We start from the raw sequence: 22,348 nt of genomic DNA, 5'->3' as shown, positions 1-22,348 counted from the left end.
CCGCCAGACTCCCCGAACACCATCCGTAGCACACCTCCCACTTTCGGTAACTCCCGAGTTATGCCCACCGGACTGTCGGTGCCATCCGGAAGAATCCCGGCATGACTTCTCAGGTGCTGTCTACGGCTCAGGCACGGCGGGTGGGGCTCGCGGCGCAGGGGTTTATGGATCCGCGGCCGAAGGGGGTGCCGGATGCGCGGGCATTGAATCGGGTGCTCGGGCGGATCGGGCTGATCCAGATCGACTCGGTCAACGTTCTGAGCCGCGCGCAGTACCTCCCGCTGTACTCCCGGCTCGGGCCGTACCCGCGGGAGGTGCTGGACCGCGCCGCCGGGAAGGCCCCGCGGCGGCTGGTCGAGTACTGGGCGCATGAGGCGTCGCTGATCCCGGTCGAGACGCACCCGCTGATGCGCTGGCGGATGGCGCGTGCGACCACCGAAGCGTGGGGCGGCCCGCGGTCGATCGCCAAGGAACGGCCGGACCTGGTCAAGCAGGTACTCGCCGATGTCCAGTCCCACGGGCCACTGACCGCCCGGGAGATCGACGACGACGTCGAGCGGACCAAGGACCACTGGGGCTGGAACTGGTCGGACGTGAAGCGGGCGCTGGAGTTCCTGTTCTTCGCCGGCGAGATCACGGTGGCCCGCCGGAACCAGCAGTTCGAGCGCATGTACGACGTACCCGAGCGGGTGCTGCCCCGCGCGGTGGTGGACACGCCGACGCCGTCGCTGGACGAGGCGCACCGCGGGCTGGTGTCGATCGCCGCCAAGGCGCACGGGGTGGCGACGGCGCAGTGCCTGCGGGACTACTTCCGGACGGCGCCGGAGCCCACGCTGCAGGCGATCGCGGAGCTGGTCGAGGAAGGTGAGCTGCTCCCGGTCCGGATCGACGGCTGGAAGCGCCCGGCGTACCTGCATCGTGACGCCCGGCTGCCGCGCCGGGTGAACGCGCGCGCCCTGGTCAGCCCGTTCGACTCACTGGTGTACGAGCGGACCCGCACCGAGGTGCTGTTCGATTTCCGGTACCGGATCGAGATCTACGTACCGGTCGAGAAGCGCGTGCACGGTTATTACGTACTGCCCTTCCTGCTCGGTGACCGGCTGGTGGCGCGGGTCGACCTGAAGGCGGACCGGCCCGGCGGGGTGCTGCTGGTGCAGTCGGCGCACGCGGAGCCGAAGGCGCCGGCCGAGACCGCGGAGGAGCTGGCCGCCGAGCTCGTCCAGCTGGCCGGCTGGCTCGGCCTGGACCAGGTCCGGGTGGCCGGCGGCGGTGACCTGGCGCCCGCGCTGAGTGACGCCCTGCGCGGTTCCTGAGACCACCCTGGGAACTTTCCGGCCCGCCTGAGCGTGGGACAAATGCCCTCTGCGGCACGCTGCGGGCGTGGCTTGGCACAGCGCGCCCCGTACGATGGGGGACGCACGCCCTCCGTCGGGTCGGTCGTGCCATGCGGCGACGCCCGCTTCCAGGCTTCAGCAGCAAGGAGAGAACTCCCCACCATGAAGGTTGTCGACAAGGTCCTGCGGATCGGCGAGGGCAAGATCCTCCGCCAGCTGCAGGGCATCGCGAAGATGGTCAACTCCATCGAGGACGACTTCGTCGGCATGTCCGACGAGGAGTTGCGCGGGCAGACCGCGGAGTTCAAGCAGCGGCACGAGAACGGGGAGTCCCTGGACGCGCTGCTCCCGGAAGCGTTCGCGGTGGTCCGGGAGGCCGCCAAGCGGACCCTGCACCAGCGGCCGTACGATGTGCAGATCATGGGCGGTGCCGCGCTGCACCTGGGCAACATCGCCGAGATGAAGACCGGTGAGGGCAAGACCCTGGTCGGGACGATGCCGACCTACCTGAACGCGCTGTCCGGCAAGGGCGTGCACGTGGTCACGGTGAACGACTACCTGGCCAAGTACCAGGCCGAGTGGATGGGCCGGGTGTACCACTTCCTCGGCCTCGACTACGGCGTGATCCTGCCGGAGATGTCCCCGGCCGAGCGCCGGATCGCGTACAACAAGGACATCACCTACGGCACCAACAACGAGTTCGGCTTCGACTACCTGCGCGACAACATGGCCGGCAGCATCGAGGACTGCGTCCAGCGCGAGCACAACTTCGCGATCGTGGACGAGGTGGACTCGATCCTGGTCGACGAGGCCCGGACCCCGCTGATCATCTCCGGCCCGGCCGAGGACTCGCAGCGCTGGTACGTCGAGATGGCCCGGATCGCGAACACGCTGAAGGCCTGGACGCTGGCCGACGAGGCCGAGCTGAAGAAGAAGAACCCGCGGGTCACCGATCTGGAGATCGACGAGACCAAGCGCCGGCTCGCCGACTACGACGTGGACGAGAAGAAGCGGACGGTCGCGATCCTGGAGCGCGGGATCGAGAAGGTCGAGGACCGGCTCGGCATCGACAACCTGTACGAGTCGGCCAACACCCCGCTGATCAGCTACCTGAACAACGCGCTGAAGGCGAAGGACCTGTTCCACCGGGACAAGGACTACGTCGTGGTCGAGGGCGGCGAGGTGCTGATCGTCGACGAGCACACCGGGCGTACGCTGCACGGCCGCCGGTACAACGAGGGCCTGCACCAGGCGATCGAGGCCAAGGAAGGCGTCGAGATCAAGGAGGAGTACCAGACCCTCGCGACGATCACGCTGCAGAACTACTTCCGCCTGTACAACAAGCTGGCCGGCATGACCGGTACCGCGATGACCGAGGCGAACGAGTTCTCCAAGGTCTACAAGCTCGGCGTGGTGCCGATCCCGACCAACAAGCCGATGATCCGGGTCGAGGAGCGGGACCTGATCTACCGCACCGAGGACGCCAAGTTCGACGCGGTGGTCAAGGACATCGTCGAGGTGCACGCGACCGGGCAGCCGATCCTGGTCGGTACCACCTCGGTGGAGAAGTCGGAGCGGCTGTCCCGGCAGCTGCTCAAGGAGAACGTCGAGCACGAGGTGCTGAACGCGAAGCAGCACGCGCGCGAGGCCGCGATCGTGGCCGAGGCCGGCCGCAAGGGCGCGGTCACGGTGGCCACCAACATGGCCGGTCGTGGTACCGACATCATCCTCGGCGGCAACCCGGAGTTCCTGGCCGACAAGGAGCTGCGCGCCCGCGGCCTGGACCCGGCCGAGGACGTCGAGGAGTACGAGGCGGAGTACCCGAAGGTGCTCGAGCAGTTCGAGAAGCAGGTCAAGGAGGAGCAGGAGGAGGTCCGCGCGCTCGGCGGCCTCTACGTGCTCGGCACCGAGCGGCACGAGTCGCGCCGGATCGACAACCAGCTCCGCGGTCGCGCCGGCCGCCAGGGTGACCCGGGCAAGTCCCGGTTCTACCTGTCCCTCGAGGACGACCTGATGCGGCTGTTCAAGCGCGAGATGGTCGACTGGGCGATGTCGCGGAACAACGACGACAGCCAGCCGCTGGAGAACAAGGTCGTCACCAAGGCGATCGCGTCGGCGCAGGGCCAGGTCGAGGCGCAGAACTTCGAGACCCGGAAGAACATCCTCAAGTACGACGACGTGATGAACCGGCAGCGGCACGTCGTGTACGACGAGCGCCGCCGCGTGCTCGAGGGCGCCGACATGCGCGACCAGGTGCACGACATGCTCGAGGAGACCGTCACCGGGTACGTCCAGGGCGCGACCGCCGACGGGTTCGCCGAGGACTGGGACCTGGACGCGCTGTTCACCGCGATGCGGACGCTGTACCAGACCGAGCTGACCGAGGAAGACCTGATCGAGGAGGCCGGCGGCGAGAAGGCCGGCCTGACCCAGGACTTCCTGATCGAGCGGTTCCTGGAGGACGCGAACGCGGCGTACGAGCGGCGCGAGGAGCTGCTCGGCGAAGAGGCGATGCGCGAGCTGGAGCGCCGGGTCGTGCTGAGCGTGCTGGACCGGAAGTGGCGCGAGCACCTGTACGAGATGGACTACCTGCGCGAGGGCATCGGCCTGCGCGCGATGGCGCAGCGCGACCCACTGGTCGAGTACCAGCGCGAGGGGTACGACATGTTCGCCTCGATGATGGAGTCGATCAAGGAGGAGTCGGTCGGCTTCATCTTCAACGTCGAGGTCGACATCGAGGCGATGCGGGCCGAGATGGCGCTCGCCGACGAGGCGCAGCTGGCCGACCTGGACCCGAACGGTGAAGGCCTGGAGGGCCGCCGGATCGAGGACATCCTCAAGCCCGGCGCGCCGGTCGCGGAGTTCGCCGGCCGGACCGCCGAGGACGGTGAGGAAGGGCCGCAGGACACCCCGCGCCCGCGGGACACGCCGCGGCTGCGGGCCAAGGGCCTGTCCGACGGAAGCCGTCCGCAGCAGCGCCTGACCTACTCGGCGCCGACGATCGACGGCGACGACGAGGTCTCGGTGCACCAGGACGCCGTCGAGGACGGCAAGCTGGAGTACGCGGGTACGCCGCGCAACGCCGCCTGCCCGTGCGGTTCGGGCAAGAAGTACAAGCGCTGCCACGGCGACCCGCAGTCGGACGCCTACAAGTTCTGAGCAGTGTGTTGAAGGGCCGGTCCGCTAGGACCGGCCCTTCTCACGTGAGTGCCACCCGCAACGACGGGTCCAGATAGTTGTTGTGGGCAAGGACCAGGTCGTTGCACAGGGCCCAGATCTGGTCGACCGGGATCGAGGTCGCGGGGTCGAGCATGACGGCTTGGCGGATGGCCAGTGGGTCCTGGTCGAGCGCGGCCTGGACGGTGAGTTCGGCGACGTTCAGGTACGAGCGGTTGACGGCGGCGCACTGTGCGGGCAAGGCGCCGACGGCTGTTGGCTGAACGCCTGAAGCGTCAACCAGACAAGGGACTTCGACGACTGCTCCGGATTGCAGGTTGGAGATCAGGCCGGTGTTCGGTACGTTGCCGTACACCGTGCGCGGCGTGCCGGTCACGATGCTGTGGATGATCTGCGGGGCGTACTCCATCGTGGGCTCCACCGGTACCGGCTCACCGCTCTTCAACGCGCTGCGGGTTTGCTCGTACGAGGCCAGGTTTTCGGCGACAATGTCCAGATACGCACCGATGGGCAGTCTCAGGCGATCGATTTCGGCGGGGTGCGAGAGGTACCAGGGCACATACTCCGCGGAGTGTTCGCTGGTTTCGGTCGGGTAGTACCCGAGGCGGCGGTACAGGTCGACGCGGACCCGGCGGCGCAGTTCGGGATCCGCGGCGACGCGTTCGTCCAGCCGGTCGTACAGGTTCTCGGCGCCACGCTCGAAGCGCAGCACCCAGGACTGGTGGTTCACGCCGGCGGCCAGGTACCGGACGTCCTCGTACGGGACGCCGACCAGCTCGGACAGTCCCTGCATCGTCCAGTACACCGAATGGCAGAGTCCGACCACGTTGCGTACGCCGAGAGCCTTCAGGTACCAGACGTTCATCACCATTGGGTTGGTGTAGTTGAGCAGCCACGCGTCCGGGCAGACCTCGGCGATGTCGGCGGCAAGGGCGCGCAGCACCGGGAACGTACGCAGCGCCCGGAACACCCCGCCGACGCCGAGTGTGTCGCCGATCGTCTGCCGGATGCCGTAGCGGGCCGGGACTTCGAAGTCGATCTGGGTGGCGGCGTTCATGCCGACCTGGACGATGTTGATCACGAAGTCCGCGTCGTCGAGCGCCGCCCGGCGTTCGAGGTGCGTGCTGATCCGCGGCGTCACCCCACGCTCCCGAGCGATGTACGCCGCGGCGGCCGCGGCTGTGTCGAGCCGCTCCGGATCGATGTCGTGCAGCGCGATCTGCAGCGGGCCCAGGTCGAGCTCGAACAAGTCCGCGAGCAGCCCTTGCGTGAACACCACGCTGCCCGCACCGATGAACGCGATCTTGGTCATGCGGTCAGCCTTTCGAGGGCGTCGTCCCAGGTTGGTTGGGCGGCGGTGCCGCCGGCGGAGCGGGTGGAGAGGGAGCCGCAGATGGTGGCGATGGCCAGTGCACGGTCGGGACGGGCGCCGCTCAGGACCGCGGCGACCCAGCCGGCGTCGAAGCTGTCACCCGCGCCAACCGCATCGACCGTGTCCACCTTCGCCGCCGGTGCGGTGATTACCTTGGAACCGTCGTGTGCCAGCGCCCCGGCTGAGCCGTTCTTGACGACGACGAGCGTTCCGCCGCGAGCCATCCGGCGCGCGAGGATGCCGGCGGCGTCCTCGACCGAGTGATGCCCCGTGAGCGCCAGCGCTTCGGCCGCGTTGGGCAGGAAGTAGTCCGTCACCCGCAACACCGGGTCGAGCACCATCCGGTCCCATCGGCCGGCCGGATCGTCGTTCGGATCGAGTGAGGTGGTCGCCTTCGCGGCCTTCGCCTCTTTGAAGATTCCCGCCAGCCCGGCCGCCAGCTTGGGCATCAGGTAGAACGACCCCGCATGCACATGCCGAACCGACCGCAGCAAGGCGGGCGGCACATCCTCCGCCGCTGTCGTGGGTAAGCATCCGGGGGACGTCAGGATCGCGCGGTCGTCTCCGGACGTGAGGATCGTGGTCAGCGGAGTCGGCAGCGTGTCGTCCACGACCAGCGCATCCACGTTCACGCCGCGGTCGGCCAGCGACGTACGGACGAAGTCGCCGGCCGGATCGTCGCCGACCCGTCCCGCGAACGCGACCCGCAGCCCGAGCCGCGCCGCCCCACAGGCCATGATCGATGCCGAACCGCCGAGCACTAGAGAGCCGGAAGGAACAAGGCGTTCCCGCTGGCCGAACTGGATCGGCTGGTCGACGGGCCCGACGACCACGTCGGGGTTCGCGTCGCCGATCACCAGAAGGTCAAAACTCATATCTGTCAGCCTTTGAGTCCGGTGGAGGCCAGAGAGCGGATGAACGCTTTCTGCGCCAGGAGGAACCCCAGCAGGACCGGCAGCACCGTGATCACGTTGCCGGCCATCACCGCCGACCACTGGGTGTGGTGCTGTCCCTGGAAGGTGGTGAGTCCGAGCTGGAGGGTGTACGTGGAATCGCTGTTGATCGCGATCAACGGCCAGGTGAGGTCGTTCCAGGTGGCGAGGAAGGTCAGGACGGCGACCGTGCTCAACGCGGGCCGGGCCAGCGGCAGCACGATCGACACCAGAATCCGCAATCGCCCGCAACCGTCGATCCAGGCTGCTTCTTCGAGCTCACGCGGCAGCGAGACGAAGAACTGCCGGAACAGGAACACCGACAGCGGAGTCACCAGGGACGGGACGATCAGCGCGCCGAGAGTGTCGATCAGCCCGAGCTGCTTCATCACCAGGAAGGTCGGGATCATCGTCAGCTGGAACGGAATCACCATCGTCGCCAGCATCAGCCCGAGGACGATCTTCGACCCGGCGAACCGAATGCGCGCGAACGCGTACCCGCCGAGGGACCCGAGGACCAGGTTCGCCGTCACCGCGATCGCGGACACGATGAACGAATTCAGGAACCACCGTGGAAACAGGGCGTTTCCGAGCACGTACCGGTAGCCGTCGAGCTTGATGCCGTGGGGAACCAGCGCCGGTGGAAACCGATTGATTTCCGCGTTGCTCATCACCGAGCTGACCAGCAGCCAGACCAGCGGCAGCGCGAACAGCAACGCGAGCGGTGCGAGGACGAGATGCCAAGCGCTGAAGGGCAGTCGCTTCATTGTGCCGCCCTCCGCCGGTAGATCCGCAGCGCGGCACCGATCACGAGCAGCGCAACGGCCAGCGTGTACGCGGCTGCCGCGCTGTAACCGGCGGTGAACGTCTTGAACGCCTTCTCCCAGATGAAGTACACGATCACTGTGGTCGACCCGAGCGGGCCGCCCTTCGTGGTGACGAACACCAGGTCGAACACCTGCAACGCGTTGATGGTCTGGAACAGCAGCAGAAAGATCGTCACCGGTGTCAGCGCGGGCAGTGTGACGTGCCGCAGTACGCCCCAACGGTCGGCGCCGTCGATCCGCGCGGCCTCGACCAGCTCGCTGGAAACACCTTGCAGGCCGGCGAGATAGACGATCACGCAGAACCCCGTACCGCTCCACAACGAGATCGCGACCAGCAGGTACAGCGCCTGACCGGGATCACTGAAGAAGCCCTGCGCGGGCAGTCCGACCTTGTGCAGCAGCGAGTTCGCCACACCGAACTCAGGGTCCAGTACGAACGAGAACAGGACGCCCTGGGCAGCCGCGGACACCACGAACGGTACGAAAACCAGCGTCCGGTACAACCCGATCAGCGCGATCTTCCGGTCCAGCGCGATCGCGATGCCCAAGCCGGCGATCACGCTCAACGGCACGTACAAGGCGGTGTAGATCAGCGTGTGCGTGACCGCCGAACCGAAAGCCGGGTCCTTCAGTAGCGCCTTGTAGTTCGCCAGGCCGACCCATTCGCTCGGCGACACCAGGTCGTTCACCTGGAACGACAACAGCAACGACCACAACACCGGTACGACGCTCAGCCCGAGGATGATCACCACCGACGGACTGACGAACGCCCAGCCGGTCGCGCCCTCGCCCCGGGCGCGCCGCTTGGCGGCCCGGCTGCGTGGATCGACGGTGAACGTGCCGACCACGCTGGCCATCAGCTCGGCACCGCCAGCACCTGGTTGCACTTGTCGACGGCCTGCTTCAGGGCGTCCGCCGGGCTCTGCTTCCCGAGCAACACTGAGGCGATCGCCTCGCCCATGTGCTGCGAGATCTGCGGGTACGTCGAGATGGTCGGCCGTACTTTGGCGGTGTCGAGCGCGGTGACGAAGACGTCCAGACCGTTGGTCGCCGCCGAATGCTGCTTCCACTGCGGCAGCTCGGCCGTCGCCTTGGTGATCGGGAGGCTGCCGCCCTTGATGTCCCATTGGATGTCCTGCGCCGGATCGGCCAGCCAGGTGACGAACTCGGCAGCCGCCTTCACCTTCGCCTTGCCGTTGTCGAAGACCGTCCAGGTGTCCGGGCCGGAGATCGTCACCGGTTTGCCGGAGTAGGACGGCAGCGGTACGACGCCGTACTCCAAGCCGTTGTCCTTCAGCTCGGGGAGCTGCCAGGGGCCGGTGGCAACCATTCCCATCCGGCCGCCGAGGAATACTTGGTAGAGCTGCTCGCTGCCCGGTTTCGGGTCGACATACAAGGACTTGTCGGTACGCAAGCGGTCCAGCGTGCCGAGCGCCTGCGCACCGACCGAATCGAAGCCGACCTTCTTGCCGTCACCACTGACCACATCGCCGCCGAGATCCCAGATCATCGGCCAGATCCGCCACACCGTGTCCTCGTCGCCGACGCCCGGCCAACCGGTACCGAAGACGCCCTTCGCCGGGTTGGTCAGCTGCTTCGCGGTGCTGACGAACTCGTCCCAGGTCCAGCCTGCCTTCGGCACCGGTACGCCGGCCGCGGCGAACAGTTTCTTGTTGTACACAACGCAGAGCGAGTCGAGCAGGGCCGGCGCGGCCCGGACCTTGCCCTTCACGCTGACCGCGTCCTTCGCGGCCGGCCAGTAGTCGTCGATCTTCAGCTGCCCGGTCAGGTCCGCGACCTTCGGGGACTTGGTCAGGCTGGCGAGATCCGACCCGAAGATGTATGCGATGTCCGGGTAGGACCCCGCCGCCAAGCCCGCGGTGACCTTCTGGAGCATGCTGTCCGCGGTCACGCCGCCACCGCCACCGACCACCTTGATATTCGGGTGACTCTGGTTGAACGCGCTGATCAGGGCGTCGATTGCGGCCTTACCGCGGTCGACCTGGCCGTGCCAGAGGTCGAGCGTGACCACGCCGTTCGGGTCGGCGCCGTCGTCGTTCTTGCTACAGGCACCCAAGGTGCCGGCAGCGGTGGCAGCGGCCGCGGCCCGGAGGATGTCGCGGCGGGACAGGGTTCGAGACATGACGGTCTCCAGAGAGGTGCAGGATGAGGGAGGATCAGCAGGTCTTGCGGACGTACCCGGAATCGCCCGGCGTGGAGACGTCCACGTCGCGCTGCACGATCGTCAGCGTGCCACCGTACTGCGCGCAGGCCGTCTTCCGGCCCTTGTCGGTGTACTCGATCACGATCACGTTGTTGCCGAAGGCACTGACGTACTCGCCACACTCGTTGTACTGACCGCACTCCTCGGCGACGGCGAAGTCCAGGCCGACGGTCTTCCGGTCACCGGCCAGTTCGGAGGTGTTCTTCTGGCCGATGGCAAGGTTCTTCGAGTGCGCGTGCGTGGCCAGCAAGGTCAGGTACGCCTTGGCCTGCGCTGCCGTGAGCAACTTCTTGGAGCGCGTGTAGCTGTCGTAGTTGTCCGGCTCGATCGCCTGGTATCCGGCGGCCGCGCAGCCGTCGATCCAGCCGTTGACCTTGGCGGCGATCCGGTTCCGCTTGTCGGCGGTGCGCAGGTCGAGTAGCGCCTCGCCCCAGTCCTGGTCGATCACGACGTTGCCATTGGCATCGCGGAGCAGCAGGTCGGCGGCCCACTGGCCTTCTTCGCCGGGCTGCACCTGGAACGCGTTGACGTAGCAGATGTTGTAGAGCCCGGCCGCCGGTGCGGCGGTCCGGTCCCGGGTGACCACCTGGACACCGGCGGGTGGGGCGTACGCGCCGCCGATCTGGTAGTCGAACTTGGCGTGCGTCGGTGGGAGGGTGATGGCCGCGTCGGCGCGGCTGCGGGTCAGCACGGAGGTGGCTGCGGTGACTACGAGGGCGGTGGCCGCGGTTGCCGACACGATGGTCAGCAGGCGGCGGGCGAGTCTGGACACGATTGGCTCCATCGGTCCCGGGGACGCGACCCCGCCTCGGGCTCACCACCACCCTGGCGCCGGAAAACCGGACTGCAGGCCGTCGGCCTGGTACCGGCTGGGTGCGTCACTGCGGACCAGTTAAGCGATCCGCCGGGTACGCAGTCAAGCGGTCGGCTGCAAACGAGTGCGCGGAACCGGCGGCAGTTTGCGGTACTGCGCAGTGCGCTGAGCCTTGACAGCGTCGGTTTAAACCGGTTTGAATGGCGTTTAAACCGGTTTAAACGGAGGATCGCGTGACGAAACGACCGACCATCGCGGATGTGGCCCGGCGTGCCGGGGTGTCCAAGGGGTCGGTCTCGTTCGCGCTCAACGGGCGGCCCGGGCTGGCCGGCGCGACGGTCGAGAAGATCCTCGCGGCCGCCGACGAGCTCGGCTGGCGGCCGAGCAACCGGGCCCGGTCGCTGTCGGTCTCGAAGGCGTTCGCGCTCGGCCTGGTGATCACCCGGGACCCGGCCGTGCTGTCGTCGGACCCGTTCTTCCCGGCGTTCATCGCCGGGGTCGAGAGCGTGCTGTCCATGCACGGTCAGGCGCTGGTCCTGCAGGTGGTCGCCGACGGTTCGGAGGCCGACGGATACCAGCGGCTCGCGCGGGACGCCCGGGTCGACGGCGTCTTCCTCTCCGACCTCCGGTACGACGACCCGCGGATCGACTTGCTGGTCGAGCTCGGGCTTCCGGCGGTCACGCTGAACCGTCCGGACGGTGAGTCGCCGTTCCCGGCCGTGGTGCTCGACGACCGGCCTGGCATCGTCGCGGTCGTCCAGCACCTGCTGGAGCTCGGGCACACCCGCATCGCGCATGTGGCCGGCCCGTCGGAGTTCGTCCACGCGGCGACTCGGTCGACGGCGTTCGTCGAGACCTTGACCGCGGCCGGATTGCAGCCGGTGGCGGTCGAGGCCGGTGACTTCACCGCGGCCGGTGGGATCGAGGCCACCAGGCGGCTGCTCGCGCTGCCGGAGCCGCCGACCGCGATCGTGTACGCCAACGACCGGATGGCGATCGCGGGCCTCGGCGCCGCGCAGGCAGCCGGCCTGACCGTGCCGGACGACCTCAGCATCGCGGGCTTCGACGACAGCGAGCTCGCCGAGTACGTACACCCCGGGCTGACCACGGTCCGGGCCGATCCGTTCCACTTCGGCGTCGCCGCCGCCCAGACCCTGAACCGGGTCGTCGACGGTGACACCGAGATCCCTGACGTCGAGCTCCCGCCCGCCCAGCTCGTCCGCCGCCGCTCCACCGCGGCACCCCCTGTGCAGACCCGGTGGCAGCCCCCGGCGCAGCCACCTGTTTAGGCACCTGTTTTAGGCCCCTAGGAGGACCTATGAAGCTCCAAGCCGGCCTGCTGGCCGTTGTCCTGGCGGGTTCGCTCGCCGCGTGTGGAAGCAGCGGCGGCGCTGGTGACGCCGACGCTGCCGCCAAGGCCCGCGGGCCGATCACGATCTGGTACTCGAACAACGCCGAGGAAGTGGCCTGGGGCAAGCAAATGGTCGCGGCCTGGAACGCCGAGCACGCGGACCAGAAGATCACCGCGCAGGAGATCCCGACCGGGAAGTCGTCCGAAGAGGTGATCGGGGCCGCGATCACGGCCGGCAACGCGCCGTGCCTGATCTTCAACACGTCACCGGCCTCGGTGTCGCAGTTCCAGAAGCAGGGCGGTCTCGTACCGCTGGATGCCTCGTACATCGAGGAGCGCTCCGGCGACGTGGCGCAGCAGTACAAGTCGCCGGACGGGAAGTACTACCAGCTGCCGTGGAAGTCCAACCCGGTGATGATCTTCTACAACAAGAAGGTTTTCGCGAAGGCCGGCATCACTGAACCTTCGCTGAAGACGTACGACGAGTTCCTGGCGACCTCACGGAAGATCGTGGCCTCGAAGGCGGCGAAGTTCGCCATCTATCCGGCGCCGAGCAACGAGTTCTTCCAGTCCTGGTTCGACTTCTACCCGTTGTTCGCGGCCGAGTCCGGTGGCAAGCAGTTGGTTGCCGATGGCAAAGCGCAGTTCGCCGGGGACGAGGGGAAGAAGGTCGCCGAGTTCTGGCGGACCATGTACCAGGACAAGCTGGCGTCGCCGGAGAAGTACACCGGGGATGCGTTCGTCGACGGTACGGCCGCGATGGCGGTGGTCGGTCCGTGGGCGATCGCGACGTACAAGGGCAAGGTCGACTGGGGCGTCGTGCCGGTGCCGACCTCGAGCGGGAAAGCGCCGGGCGAGATTCACACCTTCAGTGACGCGAAGAACGTCGCGATGTATTCCGCCTGCAAGAACCGTGGCACCGCTTCGGACGTACTGAAATTTGCGACCAGCAAGGAGCAGGACGGGAAGTTCCTGGCCGCGACCGGGCAGATGCCGCTGCGCAAGGACGTCGCTGGTACGTACGCGGACTATTTCGCCAAGAACCCGGATTACAAGGGCTTCGCGGATCAGGCGTCGCGTACGGTCGAGGTGCCGAACGTACCGAACTCGATCACGATCTGGCAGACCTTCCGGGACGCGTACTCGAAGTCGGTGATCTTCGGGCAGCAGGACACCGGCGCGGCCCTTGACGGCGCTGCCCAGAAGGTCGACGAACTCGTCAAACAATCATGAGGCGTGGGCCGCTGGCTCGGGTCTTCGGTGCGCATCCGATCGGGACCGCGTTCGTCACGCCGTACGTCGTGTTCCTGGCCGCGGTGTTCGCGTATCCGCTCGGGTTCGCGGTGTACATGTCGTTCCATGACTACTTCTTCGCGGCGCCGGGTGCGGTCGTGGATCGGCCGTTCGTTGGGTTCGCCAATTATGTGACGGTGTTGTCGGATCCGGCCGTCCGGCGTGCGTTCGGGAATGTGCTGATCTTCCTGGTGATCAACGTTCCCTTGACGGTTGTGCTGTCGTTGGGGCTCGCGAATGCGCTGAACGCGGCGATCCGGTGGCGTACGTTCTTCCGGGTCTCGTACTACGTTCCTTATGTCACCGCTTCGGTTGCGGTGGTCGGGGTTTGGCTGTTCTTGTTCAACTCGAACGGGCTGGTCAATTCGGTCCTCGGGCCGCTCGCGCCGGACCCGTCCTGGCTGGTGAACTCGGGACTGGCGATGCCGACGGTGGCGATCTACGTGACCTGGAAACAGCTCGGCTTCTTCATCCTGTTGTATCTGGCCGCATTACAGAACGTTTCGAAGGACCTGTACGAGGCCGCGTCGATGGACGGCGCGGGACGGTGGAAGTCGTTCCTCAACGTGACGGTGCCGGGGGTGCGGCCGGCGACCACGCTGGTCGTGCTGCTGGCGACCGTCACCGGCGCGAACCTGTTCACCGAGCCGTACCTGCTGACCGGCGGCGGTGGTCCGGACGGAGCATCCGCCTCGCCGGTACTGATCATGTACCAGCGCGGAATCGAGCAAGGAAACCCGGATGTCGGGGCCGCGATCGGCGTCCTGCTGGTGATCGGGGTCCTGTTGCTGGCCTTGATCGAACGCAAATTCGTCGGGAAGGAGGACGCGTGAAGCGCAAGTTCGTCGCGTTGCTGATCGGCGCGTTTGTGTTCCTGTTCCCGTTCTATTACATGCTGATCGGCTCGCTGCAGCGGGAGCCGGACCCGTCGGTCGGCGGCGCGTTTCCGCAGCCGGGCAACCTGACCGGGCACAACTACGCCGAGATCAACAAGGCGATCGATCTCGGGCGGTCGTTGATCAATTCGGGCATCTTCACCGGTGGTGTGATCCTCGGGACCTTGGTGTTCGGCGTACTCGCGGGTTATGCGCTGGCGCGGCTGCAGTTCCGCGGGCGGGGCCTGGTGTTCAATCTGATGTTGCTGATCCAGGTGGTTCCGTTCCAGTTGCTGACGATTCCGTTGTACGTACTGATCGTGCGCAGTTATGGGCTGGCCGACTCGTACCTGGGGATGATCCTGCCGTTCCTGATCAACTCCACCGCGGTGTTCGTTTTCCGGCAGTACTTCCTGCAGTTGCCGGCCGAGCTGTTCGACGCGGCCCGGATCGACGGGGCCTCGGAGTTGAGCATTCTGTGGCGCGTCGCCGTACCGCTCGTCCGGCCGGCTCTGTTGACTGGCGTGCTGCTGACCTTTATCGGTCCATGGAACGAATTCTTGTGGCCGTTCCTGATTACCAAGCAGCAGGACCTGCAGCCACTCGCAGTTTCATTGTCCAACTACCTCACCACCGTGTCGGCTCGGGCGGCCAATCCGTTCGGCGCGGTGCTCGCCGGGGCGTGCGTACTGGCCACTCCCGCCGTTGCATTGTTCGTGATCTTCCAGCGCCGGTTCATCTCCAGCAACCTGTCATCCGGCGTCAAAGGCTAATTCCAGAAGGGCTTTCCGTGACTGTTCCTTATACCCTCACCCGCGTCGGCGTACTGATGACGGCCGAGCCGGGCAACGACCTCGAGGCCGAGGGGGTGCTGAACCCGGCCACCGGACATACTCCCGACGGGAAGTTGTACCTGCTGCCCCGGCTGGTTGCCGCTGGCAACGTATCCCGGGTCGGCCTGGCCGAGGTGGTGCTCGACAACGGCGTCCCGGCCGGCGTACGCCGCGAGGGGGTTGTGCTTGCGCCCGACGAGGGGTGGGAGCGCGGCAAGAACAACGCCGGCGTGGAGGACCCGCGGGTGACGTACGTGCCGTCGCTCGGGCTGCATGTGATGACCTACGTCGCGTACGGACCGCTCGGGCCGAAGCCGGCGCTCGCGGTGTCGTCCGATCTGCGCGAGTGGCGACGGCTGGGGCCACTGCACTTCGAGTACCAGCCCTCGCTGGACACCGATTTGAACCTGTTTCCGAACAAGGACACGGTGTTCTTTCCGGAGCCGGTGCCTGGTCCGGACGGTGAGCTGTCGTACGCGATGCTGCACCGGCCGATGTGGGACCTTGGCTGGTTCCGCGAGGGGGAGGGCGTGCATCTGCCGGCTGGGGTGACCGACGACCGGCCGGGGATTTGGGTGTCGTTCGTTCCGGTCGCGGAGGTCGAGGCCGACGTACGCAACCTGGTTCATTTGCGGCATCACCGGTTGGTCGCGATGTCGGAGCATCCCTTTGAGGAGTTGAAGATCGGTGCGGGTCCGGCGCCGCTGCGGGTGCCGGAGGGGTGGCTGGTGATTCATCACGGCGTGACCGGTGAGCAGCCCGCGGGTTTCGATCCGACCACGCAGAAGGTCCGGTACGCGGCCGGCGCACTGATTCTCGATCCCGCTGATGTCACGCGGGTGATTGCCCGTACGGCCGAGCCGCTGATGGTTCCGGAGACCGAGGAAGAGAAGGTCGGCACGGTCGGCAATGTCGTTTTCCCCACCGCCATCGAGGAGGTCGACGGCGTCCAGTACGTGTTCTACGGGATGGCCGATGCCGCCATCGGTGTCGCCCGCCTGGATCGAACGGAGTAGACCATGAAGCCCACCCGCCGAACCGTCCTCGGCGCCGCGCTTGCGGTTCCGGTTGCTGCGTCGTCCGCTCTGCCTGCCCGTGCTGCGACTCGGCTGTCCAATCTTGCGCATCTCGACTATTTGCGGGCTTCGGTCAGTCCGCCCGTGGTGGCTGGGCACAGTACGTACGGCTCGGGTCCTGTCGGGGTGTTGTGGACGTACGCCGAGCGGGACAGCGGGTACAAGCGCGTTGGCGGTGGTGCGTACGATGCTGCGACCGACACGTACGGGCAGGGGGCTTACAACGCCGACGACATCGCGCGGGCGGTTGTGGTGTACGTACGCCACTGGGCGCTCTTTCGGGAGCGGACATCGTTGGAGGCTGCTCGGGAGTTGTTGCGCGGGCTGACCTTTCTGCAGTCCGTGAACGGCAACGTCGTGTTGTGGATGCAGCCGGATGGGACGCTGAACCCGAGTGCTGAACCGGTCGAGTTGCCGGATCCGTCTGACTCCGGGCCGTCGTACTGGTTGGCTCGGACTGTTTGGGCGTTGGGGGAGGGGTACGCGGCGTTCCGGCAGGTTGATCCCGCTTTTGCGGCGTTCCTGCGGTCGCGGCTTGAGCTTGCTCTTGGTGCGTTGGAGCGGCAGGTGCTGGTGCGGTACGGCCAGTACAACGTGGTTGATGGTCGGCGGTTGCCTGCTTGGCTGATTGTGAACGGGGCGGACGCTACGTCGGAGGCCGTGCTGGGGTTGGCGGCGTACGTGCGGGCTGGTGGGTCTTGGCGAGCTCGGCAGGCGCTGGCTCGGTTTGCTGAGGGGATCGCGTCGATGGCTGCGGGGTCGGCGCGTGAATGGCCGTTCCGCGCGCTGATGCCGTGGGCCGAGTCGATCTCCGACTGGCACGCTTGGGGTGCCCAAATGCCCAGCGCCCTAGCGGCTGCAGCATCCGCTCTCGGTCAGAAGCACCTTCTTGGTCCTGCAGTTGGAGACACGGCAGGATTTACTCCGCTGCTACTGACCTCCGGCGGCCCGGACAACGGCTGGCTGCCGGTGCCGATCGACCGGTCTCAGATCGCGTACGGGGTCGACGCCCGCCTGCAGGCACTTCTAGCGGTCAACCGCCCCGGCCAGCGCCACCTCGCCGCCTTCGTCGCGGCCTGGTACTTCGGCGCAAACCACGCCGGCCAGCCCATGTACGACCGGACCACCGGCCGTACCTATGACGGCATCTCCGGCGACGGCACGATCAACTACAACTCGGGCGCCGAATCCACCATCCACGGCCAGCTCTCCATGCTCGCCCTCGACGCCAATCCAGACCTTCGGCGTTTGTCCGGCACACCGACCTACGACGGCCTCCAGATCATCGAAGCCGAATCAGCCACCGGTGGCGAGGTTGTCACCCCACCATCCGCGTGGACCGGTGAATCGCAGTGGAGCAACGGGTCGTACCTGTCCCTAAGGAACGATTCGGCCAACTGGACCGTACCCGCCGCTGCGCAGCCACGCCTCGTGCTGCCGGTTGTCAATCTGACCGAGACTCCAGCGCAGACTTTGTGGACAATCGGCAATCAGACAATCGGCACGCTGAACCACCGCGGCGGCGCACAGGGCATCTCCGCGGCTCCCGGCGCTCTCTTGCCTCTGACCCTCCGCAGCCCCCTGCCATCGCGGGCAACCACCCTCACTGCGCGCGCGATCGGCTCCGTCCAGCTGGATGCGCTGCTCCTGCTGCCTTTGATCAGCAGTCTCCGCATCGGCAACAGCACGCTGCTGGTCAGCGTTGACAAGGTCGCACGTACTGTCAGCATCCCGGGCGCGCGGGCGTACTCGTACGACAGCTCTGGCAACCTGGTTGGGCAGGGGCGGGCAGTAGTACAACCCGGCGGCTTCACCGTCGTGTTCTGAGCGCCTCCGCGCACCAGTTGGCGACGAACAGAAACGCCTGCCCCCGCTGGTGGAACAGCTGCCGGCTGTCCACCTCGCGGTGGTAGGCGTTGTGCGTCAGATCGGATGCGCGGCCGAGCAAACCGGGCAGCAGCCAGGCGTACTTCACTCCAGAGGCCATCACCGCCAGCCGGACCTGATCGGAGTCGCCACGCCACCCTGCGTCTTGCAGACCGTCCAGGTAGTTGGAGACACACGCGTCGGCTAGCTCTGGCATCTGTTCAGCCGGCCAGAACAGGTCGAACACCGCGTCCGGGATGTGATTGCCGATGTCCTCACCAAGTGCGCCGTCGCCTGTGAACGACCAGTCGAAGAGCGCTAGCTCACCGGTTGGGCGCTGGATCACGTTGGATACCCAGAAGTCGAGGTGGCACTGCGTACGCGGCAGTGCGGCGACCAGGTCGAGCAGCTCGTCGCGGTGTGCGACCAGGTGCGTCCAGGCTTCGCGCAGTTCGCTTGGCCAGGTCTCCTGGATGATCGGCTGCTTCCAAGCTGCGTCGTCGGCCAGCAGGTGCCACGGTACGTCGCGGGTCGTGGAGTAGTCGCGGATGAACCCGCGCGAGGTCCACGGACGGTCCGCGACCGGGCGCGCCTGCCAGCGACCGCAGGCCCGCGCCAGCGCCGCATGCTCCGCAAGACCGAACTGAGTGCCCGGGGTGCCGCCGATGTCCTCCATCAGCAGCACAGCGCGGTCCGCGTGCTCCTCGACCTCGGCTTGGGGGAGTAGCAGTCCGGCTTCCGCGAGATCGGCGCGCAGCTTTTGGTCGCGGTACACCTCGACCTCACGCCGCCAGTAGTTCCAGTGCCGTGGGTCTTTTGATGCTGCCCATGGACCGGTGGTTTCGGTGGGTGCGCGGAGTTCCTTGCGTACTGCGGTGCGGCCGTCGGCGTACGTGACCCGTTCGACGCTGGCGGTGACTGCGTTGAGTGGGTTGTGCCTTAGCGCCGCTGTGCCGATCTCACCGGTCATAAGGAGTCATGCTGGCACGTGGGTCAGCTCAGGAGGAGTTTTGGCGGCAGGCCGGTGAGTGCTTTCACGTCACGGGTGAAGTGCGCCTGGTCGGCGTACCCGGTGCGGGTGGCGACGTCGGCAAGAGCGAGTCCGGTACGGGCGTGGTCGAGTGCGACGTTCATCCACAGCACCCGGTCGAGCATCTTTGGTCCGTACCCGAAAGCGTCCAGGCAGCGGCGGTGCAGCTGGCGCTCACTCAGGTCGACCGCACCGGCCAGACGCGAGACACCGGCGCTACCGCGGAGCAGCCCGTCGCGGACGCTGCGAAGTACCTGGCTGATCAACCTGTCCGGCGGTGTGTCGACCAGCTTGGCCACCTCCTGGTCCAGCGCAGTCGCCGGGTCCGGGGCCGAGCGGATGCGGTCCGCTAACCGCCTGCTCCGGTTCGGTGACCAGAGGTCGCCGAGCAGCACCTGCTGATTCAACAGCTCTCGTGCCGGTACGCCGAGGAACGCAGGCGCCGAGCCCGGCGCGAAGCGGACGCCCGCGTACTTGGTTCCGCGCGGCGCTTCACCCGTCCAGGCCCGACTGTCCGGCCCGGCAACGTACAAGGCACCGTCGATGAGCATCAGATCCATGCACCCGTCCGGCAGGATGCGGAACTCACCGCCCTCAGCAGTCCGGGTCCACAACTCAGCCCCCGCCACCAGCGCCGGCCGCTCCCGATACGGCTCCACCTCGATCACCCATCCAGTCTGCAACGCCCCACCGACAGTTTGCGCCTAGTACTCCACCGGACGAGGATGGTGGAACCCGCCCCACCCGTTCGCGATGGTGGAACCGGCCCCACCCGGTCGCGATGGGGAAACCGCCAGACCGCGGCTACCCAGCGGCGACCGGGGAACCGCCAGACCATGGCTACCCGGTGACGATGGGAAACCGCCAGACCGCGGCTACCCAGCGGCGACCGGGGAACCGCCAGACCGCGGCTACCCGGTGACGACGGGGAACCGCCAGACCGCGGCTACCCAGTGACGACGGGGAACCGCCACGAGGAGGAGATCCCAGTGCCGCGTCGCACCGACTTATCGGCCGTACCCCTGCTCGGCCGGACGGTCGCGCCCGAAGGCTCCGGCCTGGTCCTAGCCGAATGGGAAGCCGCCGGCCGCACCACCGACGAAGTCGCCTGGCAGGCCCCACTACACGTCCACCACACCGACGACGAGGCGTGGTACGTCCTGTCCGGAACGCTCCGTCTAAACATCGACGGCGAGTTCTACGACGTACCAGCCGGCTCCGGGATTGTCGGGCCCCGCGGCGTCCCCCACACATTCGGCAACCCATCCGAAGAGCCCGCCCGATACGTCCTCGTCATGTCCGCCACAACCCAAGCCATGCTGACCGAACTACACAACGGCTTCTCCGGAGACGTAGCCGCCCTCTTCGAAAAGCACGGCTCAACCCTACTCAGCTAGTTCACCCCCCTTCCCCACCCCTCGACGTCTCAGGGGCCAGCCCCTCAGACGATGGGTTGACCCCCGAAAATCTCGCGGCCAATCCCACCGTCTCAGGGGTCAGCCCCTCGGATGATGGGTTGACCCCCGGGAATCTCGCGGCCAATCCCACCGTCTCGGGGGTCAGCCCCTCAGGCGGTGGGTTGACCCCTGAGAATCTCGCGGCCAAACCCACCAGCTCAGGAGTTGACCCCTGAGACGGGAGGCGGGGCTGCGGTGAAGAGCCCGTTGGGTCAGAAGGTTTTGGGGAGGATCACGTCGAGTACGGGGACGTCGACCGGGACGTACTTGACCAGGGCAACATTTTCGCGGATCAGTTCGTCGCGGAGCGCGCTGCCCGTACGCCGATCGATCACGGTTCGCCAGATCTCGTTCCGCCGGAAGTAGTCCGCGCCGGCCCGCAAGAACCGCTCGCCCTTCGCGAACACGCGGTACGACGATTCGGCCGGTACGTCCGCGAGGATCTCACCCTGCAGGTACCGCTCGCCGACATCCACCCGCAACTGGAACGTCTGATCCGTGTCGTTGCGGAACTGCAGATCCACGTAGTTGTAGACGATGCTGCACCCCACACCCCACGGCAGCACCCGCCCGTTGTCCGGGAACGGATCGAAACTGTGCGTCGACCGCTGCGTCACAGTCAACGGCGAGTGCAGCACCATCCAGTGCAGCAGATTGGCGAGCTGGCAAATGCCACCACCGATCCCCGGCTTGGCCTGCCCGTTCGACAGCCGCATCCCTTTCAGGTAACCCTTGCGGCGCGTCGCGTTCCCGACCACCTTGTTGAACGAGAACGTCTCACCCGGCCGGATCAGCAGCCCATCCACCTGACCGCAGGCGAGCTTCAAGTTGGTCACCTTGTTGTGCTGCATCCACATCTCGGTCTCCCCGAGCTGCCGCAACAGCAACGACTTGTGCCGCTTGATCCGTACCGGAAGGGCATCAACCTGCCGCGTACCCGCGTACGCCGTGCTGGACCGCATCCACTCGATGCGCTTCAGCCCCCGGTGGTACCGCACCGCCAACGGGTACGCCATCGGCACCCGCTCACTCCACCGCCGCCGCCGAACCGCCGGCAACACGCGGGCCCGCTCGGCCGCGCTCAGCTCCTCAACCCCCACCCGCCAACCACCCGCCGGCGCCCCCACCAGCTCGTCCCGCACAGTCACGTCAGTCACAATTTCCCCCGAAAAGAAGACCATCCGACCCAACTCCGGTCACCGTACGCCGCAGCCGCCGCAACCACATGACAGCAACAGCACGATCACGTTGCGCTCCCTAAGACGCCCAGCCACCTCAAAGAGTTCGATCCACGCCAAATACATCCGTACGCCGACTCCGCCCCGCCGCGAACATCTCAGCCAAGCTCGAGTGCAGTACACACCCAGCGATTCCGACGAATCTCCATCCGCAGTGCGATCGCGCGGGAGCGGTCCCCGTGCCGTACGTGAGCTGACACCTCGGCGATCGACGGCTCCGGCATGAACACGCGCACCGACCGCATCGTGCTCTTCTCCTTCGCTCCCCGACTCCCGGCCGTAGACGTCATCCCCAGCATCCGCACCCGCCGATTGACATCCGCAAACACCGACTCATCCACAAACCGAACCAACTGCGAAATCGGCCGGTCCCCCACCAGCACCTCAGAAACAGCCTGAGCCAACCGAGCCCCCCAAGCCCGAGCCTCCGGCACCGGAACCCCCGGCCCCCCACCCGCCCGAACGCCCGCAGGAACACCCGCACGAACAGCCTGCGCAGCGCCAGCCTCGCCCTCCTCGACCGACTTCGTGCCCTCGGTCGCCTCCTCAACCGCCCCCAGAGCCAGCGGCGTACGAGCACCAACTGGCTGTCCCGCCCCGCCGACCGCACCAACCCCCAACCGTTTGACCGTCCCAAGCCGCGACGTCA

Annotated in this window: 19 protein-coding genes; 9 read left to right on the top strand and 10 right to left on the bottom strand. The window is 67.0% G+C overall.

What is annotated here, in order from left to right:
• The first annotated feature begins 101 nt into the window (after positions 1-101).
• Together ABD260_RS18715 and secA are read left to right on the top strand one after the other, a co-directional pair.
• Complete coding sequence (locus ABD260_RS18715; protein ID WP_344234876.1) at positions 102-1,313, top strand: winged helix-turn-helix domain-containing protein; 1,212 nt, start codon at positions 102-104, stop codon at positions 1,311-1,313.
• Between the two features lie 183 nt (positions 1,314-1,496).
• Complete coding sequence (secA, locus tag ABD260_RS18710) at positions 1,497-4,493, top strand: preprotein translocase subunit SecA (RefSeq protein ID WP_344234875.1); 2,997 nt, start codon at positions 1,497-1,499, stop codon at positions 4,491-4,493.
• 40 nt (positions 4,494-4,533) lie between these two features.
• Here secA and melA read toward each other — a convergent pair whose 3' ends face one another.
• The 6 genes from melA to ABD260_RS18680 are packed head-to-tail and all read right to left on the bottom strand — an operon-like array spanning position 4,534 to position 10,638.
• Positions 4,534-5,823: an alpha-glucosidase/alpha-galactosidase gene (gene melA, locus ABD260_RS18705; protein ID WP_344234874.1), complete on the bottom strand. Its 1,290-nt coding sequence runs from the start codon at positions 5,821-5,823 to the stop codon at positions 4,534-4,536.
• The gene (locus tag ABD260_RS18700) at positions 5,820-6,758 is read right to left on the bottom strand and encodes a carbohydrate kinase family protein (protein ID WP_344234873.1); all 939 of its coding nucleotides are present in this window, start codon (positions 6,756-6,758) and stop codon (positions 5,820-5,822) included. The genes melA and ABD260_RS18700 overlap by 4 nt, the downstream gene beginning before the upstream one ends.
• A 5-nt stretch (positions 6,759-6,763) precedes the next feature.
• Positions 6,764-7,582 carry a carbohydrate ABC transporter permease gene (locus tag ABD260_RS18695; protein ID WP_344234872.1) on the bottom strand — a complete coding sequence of 273 codons (819 nt, stop codon included), beginning with the start codon at positions 7,580-7,582 and terminating at the stop codon, positions 6,764-6,766.
• Positions 7,579-8,529, bottom strand: coding sequence for a carbohydrate ABC transporter permease (locus tag ABD260_RS18690; protein ID WP_344234871.1), 951 nt, complete (start codon positions 8,527-8,529; stop codon positions 7,579-7,581). The genes ABD260_RS18695 and ABD260_RS18690 overlap by 4 nt, the downstream gene beginning before the upstream one ends.
• Positions 8,499-9,785 carry an ABC transporter substrate-binding protein gene (locus ABD260_RS18685; protein ID WP_344234870.1) on the bottom strand — a complete coding sequence of 429 codons (1,287 nt, stop codon included), beginning with the start codon at positions 9,783-9,785 and terminating at the stop codon, positions 8,499-8,501. Before ABD260_RS18685 ends, ABD260_RS18690 begins: the two co-directional genes overlap by 31 nt.
• A gap of 34 nt (positions 9,786-9,819) precedes the next feature.
• Positions 9,820-10,638: an endo alpha-1,4 polygalactosaminidase gene (locus tag ABD260_RS18680; protein WP_344234869.1), complete on the bottom strand. Its 819-nt coding sequence runs from the start codon at positions 10,636-10,638 to the stop codon at positions 9,820-9,822.
• Between the two features lie 275 nt (positions 10,639-10,913).
• Between ABD260_RS18680 and ABD260_RS18675 the strand changes: the two genes are divergently transcribed.
• Genes ABD260_RS18675 through ABD260_RS18650 form a run of 6 tightly spaced genes read left to right on the top strand, consistent with a single transcriptional unit; the run spans position 10,914 to position 17,935 of the window.
• Entirely contained in the window at positions 10,914-11,969 is a 1,056-nt protein-coding gene (locus ABD260_RS18675) for a LacI family DNA-binding transcriptional regulator (RefSeq protein WP_344234868.1), read from the top strand.
• A gap of 29 nt (positions 11,970-11,998) precedes the next feature.
• Positions 11,999-13,264, top strand: a complete 1,266-nt coding sequence (locus ABD260_RS18670) for an extracellular solute-binding protein (RefSeq protein ID WP_344234867.1) — start codon at positions 11,999-12,001, stop codon at positions 13,262-13,264.
• Complete coding sequence (locus tag ABD260_RS18665; protein WP_344234866.1) at positions 13,261-14,157, top strand: carbohydrate ABC transporter permease; 897 nt, start codon at positions 13,261-13,263, stop codon at positions 14,155-14,157. The genes ABD260_RS18670 and ABD260_RS18665 overlap by 4 nt, the downstream gene beginning before the upstream one ends.
• On the top strand, positions 14,154-14,972 hold the full coding sequence (locus tag ABD260_RS18660; RefSeq protein ID WP_344234865.1) for a carbohydrate ABC transporter permease: 819 nt from the start codon (positions 14,154-14,156) through the stop codon (positions 14,970-14,972). Before ABD260_RS18665 ends, ABD260_RS18660 begins: the two co-directional genes overlap by 4 nt.
• Positions 14,973-14,989: 17 nt before the next feature.
• The gene (locus tag ABD260_RS18655; protein ID WP_344234864.1) at positions 14,990-16,048 is read left to right on the top strand and encodes a glycoside hydrolase family 130 protein; all 1,059 of its coding nucleotides are present in this window, start codon (positions 14,990-14,992) and stop codon (positions 16,046-16,048) included.
• A 3-nt stretch (positions 16,049-16,051) separates the two neighbouring features.
• Positions 16,052-17,935: a hypothetical protein gene (locus tag ABD260_RS18650; RefSeq protein WP_344234863.1), complete on the top strand. Its 1,884-nt coding sequence runs from the start codon at positions 16,052-16,054 to the stop codon at positions 17,933-17,935.
• Here ABD260_RS18650 and ABD260_RS18645 read toward each other — a convergent pair.
• A complete protein-coding gene (locus ABD260_RS18645; RefSeq protein WP_344234862.1) occupies positions 17,919-18,944 on the bottom strand; it encodes an aminoglycoside phosphotransferase/kinase family protein in 1,026 nt (341 codons plus the stop codon). The two genes, ABD260_RS18650 and ABD260_RS18645, sit on opposite strands and share 17 nt — an antisense overlap.
• Before the next feature lie 23 nt (positions 18,945-18,967).
• Complete coding sequence (locus tag ABD260_RS18640; RefSeq protein WP_344234861.1) at positions 18,968-19,672, bottom strand: helix-turn-helix domain-containing protein; 705 nt, start codon at positions 19,670-19,672, stop codon at positions 18,968-18,970.
• 321 nt (positions 19,673-19,993) lie between these two features.
• Here ABD260_RS18640 and ABD260_RS18635 point away from each other — a divergent pair, with 321 nt between their 5' ends.
• Positions 19,994-20,401 (top strand): cupin domain-containing protein, encoded by a 408-nt coding sequence (locus ABD260_RS18635; RefSeq protein ID WP_344234860.1) that lies wholly within the window; start codon positions 19,994-19,996, stop codon positions 20,399-20,401.
• Between the two features lie 272 nt (positions 20,402-20,673).
• Here the strand turns inward: ABD260_RS18635 and ABD260_RS18630 are convergent, their stop codons facing one another.
• Both ABD260_RS18630 and ABD260_RS18625 read right to left on the bottom strand, forming a co-directional pair.
• Positions 20,674-21,618: a VanW family protein gene (locus ABD260_RS18630; RefSeq protein ID WP_344234859.1), complete on the bottom strand. Its 945-nt coding sequence runs from the start codon at positions 21,616-21,618 to the stop codon at positions 20,674-20,676.
• Between the two features lie 179 nt (positions 21,619-21,797).
• A complete protein-coding gene (locus ABD260_RS18625) occupies positions 21,798-22,133 on the bottom strand; it encodes an Rv3235 family protein (protein WP_344234858.1) in 336 nt (111 codons plus the stop codon).
• Between the last annotated feature and the right edge of the window lie 215 nt (positions 22,134-22,348).

Origin of the sequence: Kribbella hippodromi, from assembly GCF_039531045.1 — a bacterium.
Lineage (GTDB): Bacteria > Actinomycetota > Actinomycetes > Propionibacteriales > Kribbellaceae > Kribbella > Kribbella hippodromi.
Note: the sequence above shows the minus strand (reverse complement) of the source record. Positions and strands in the feature narration are given on the sequence as shown.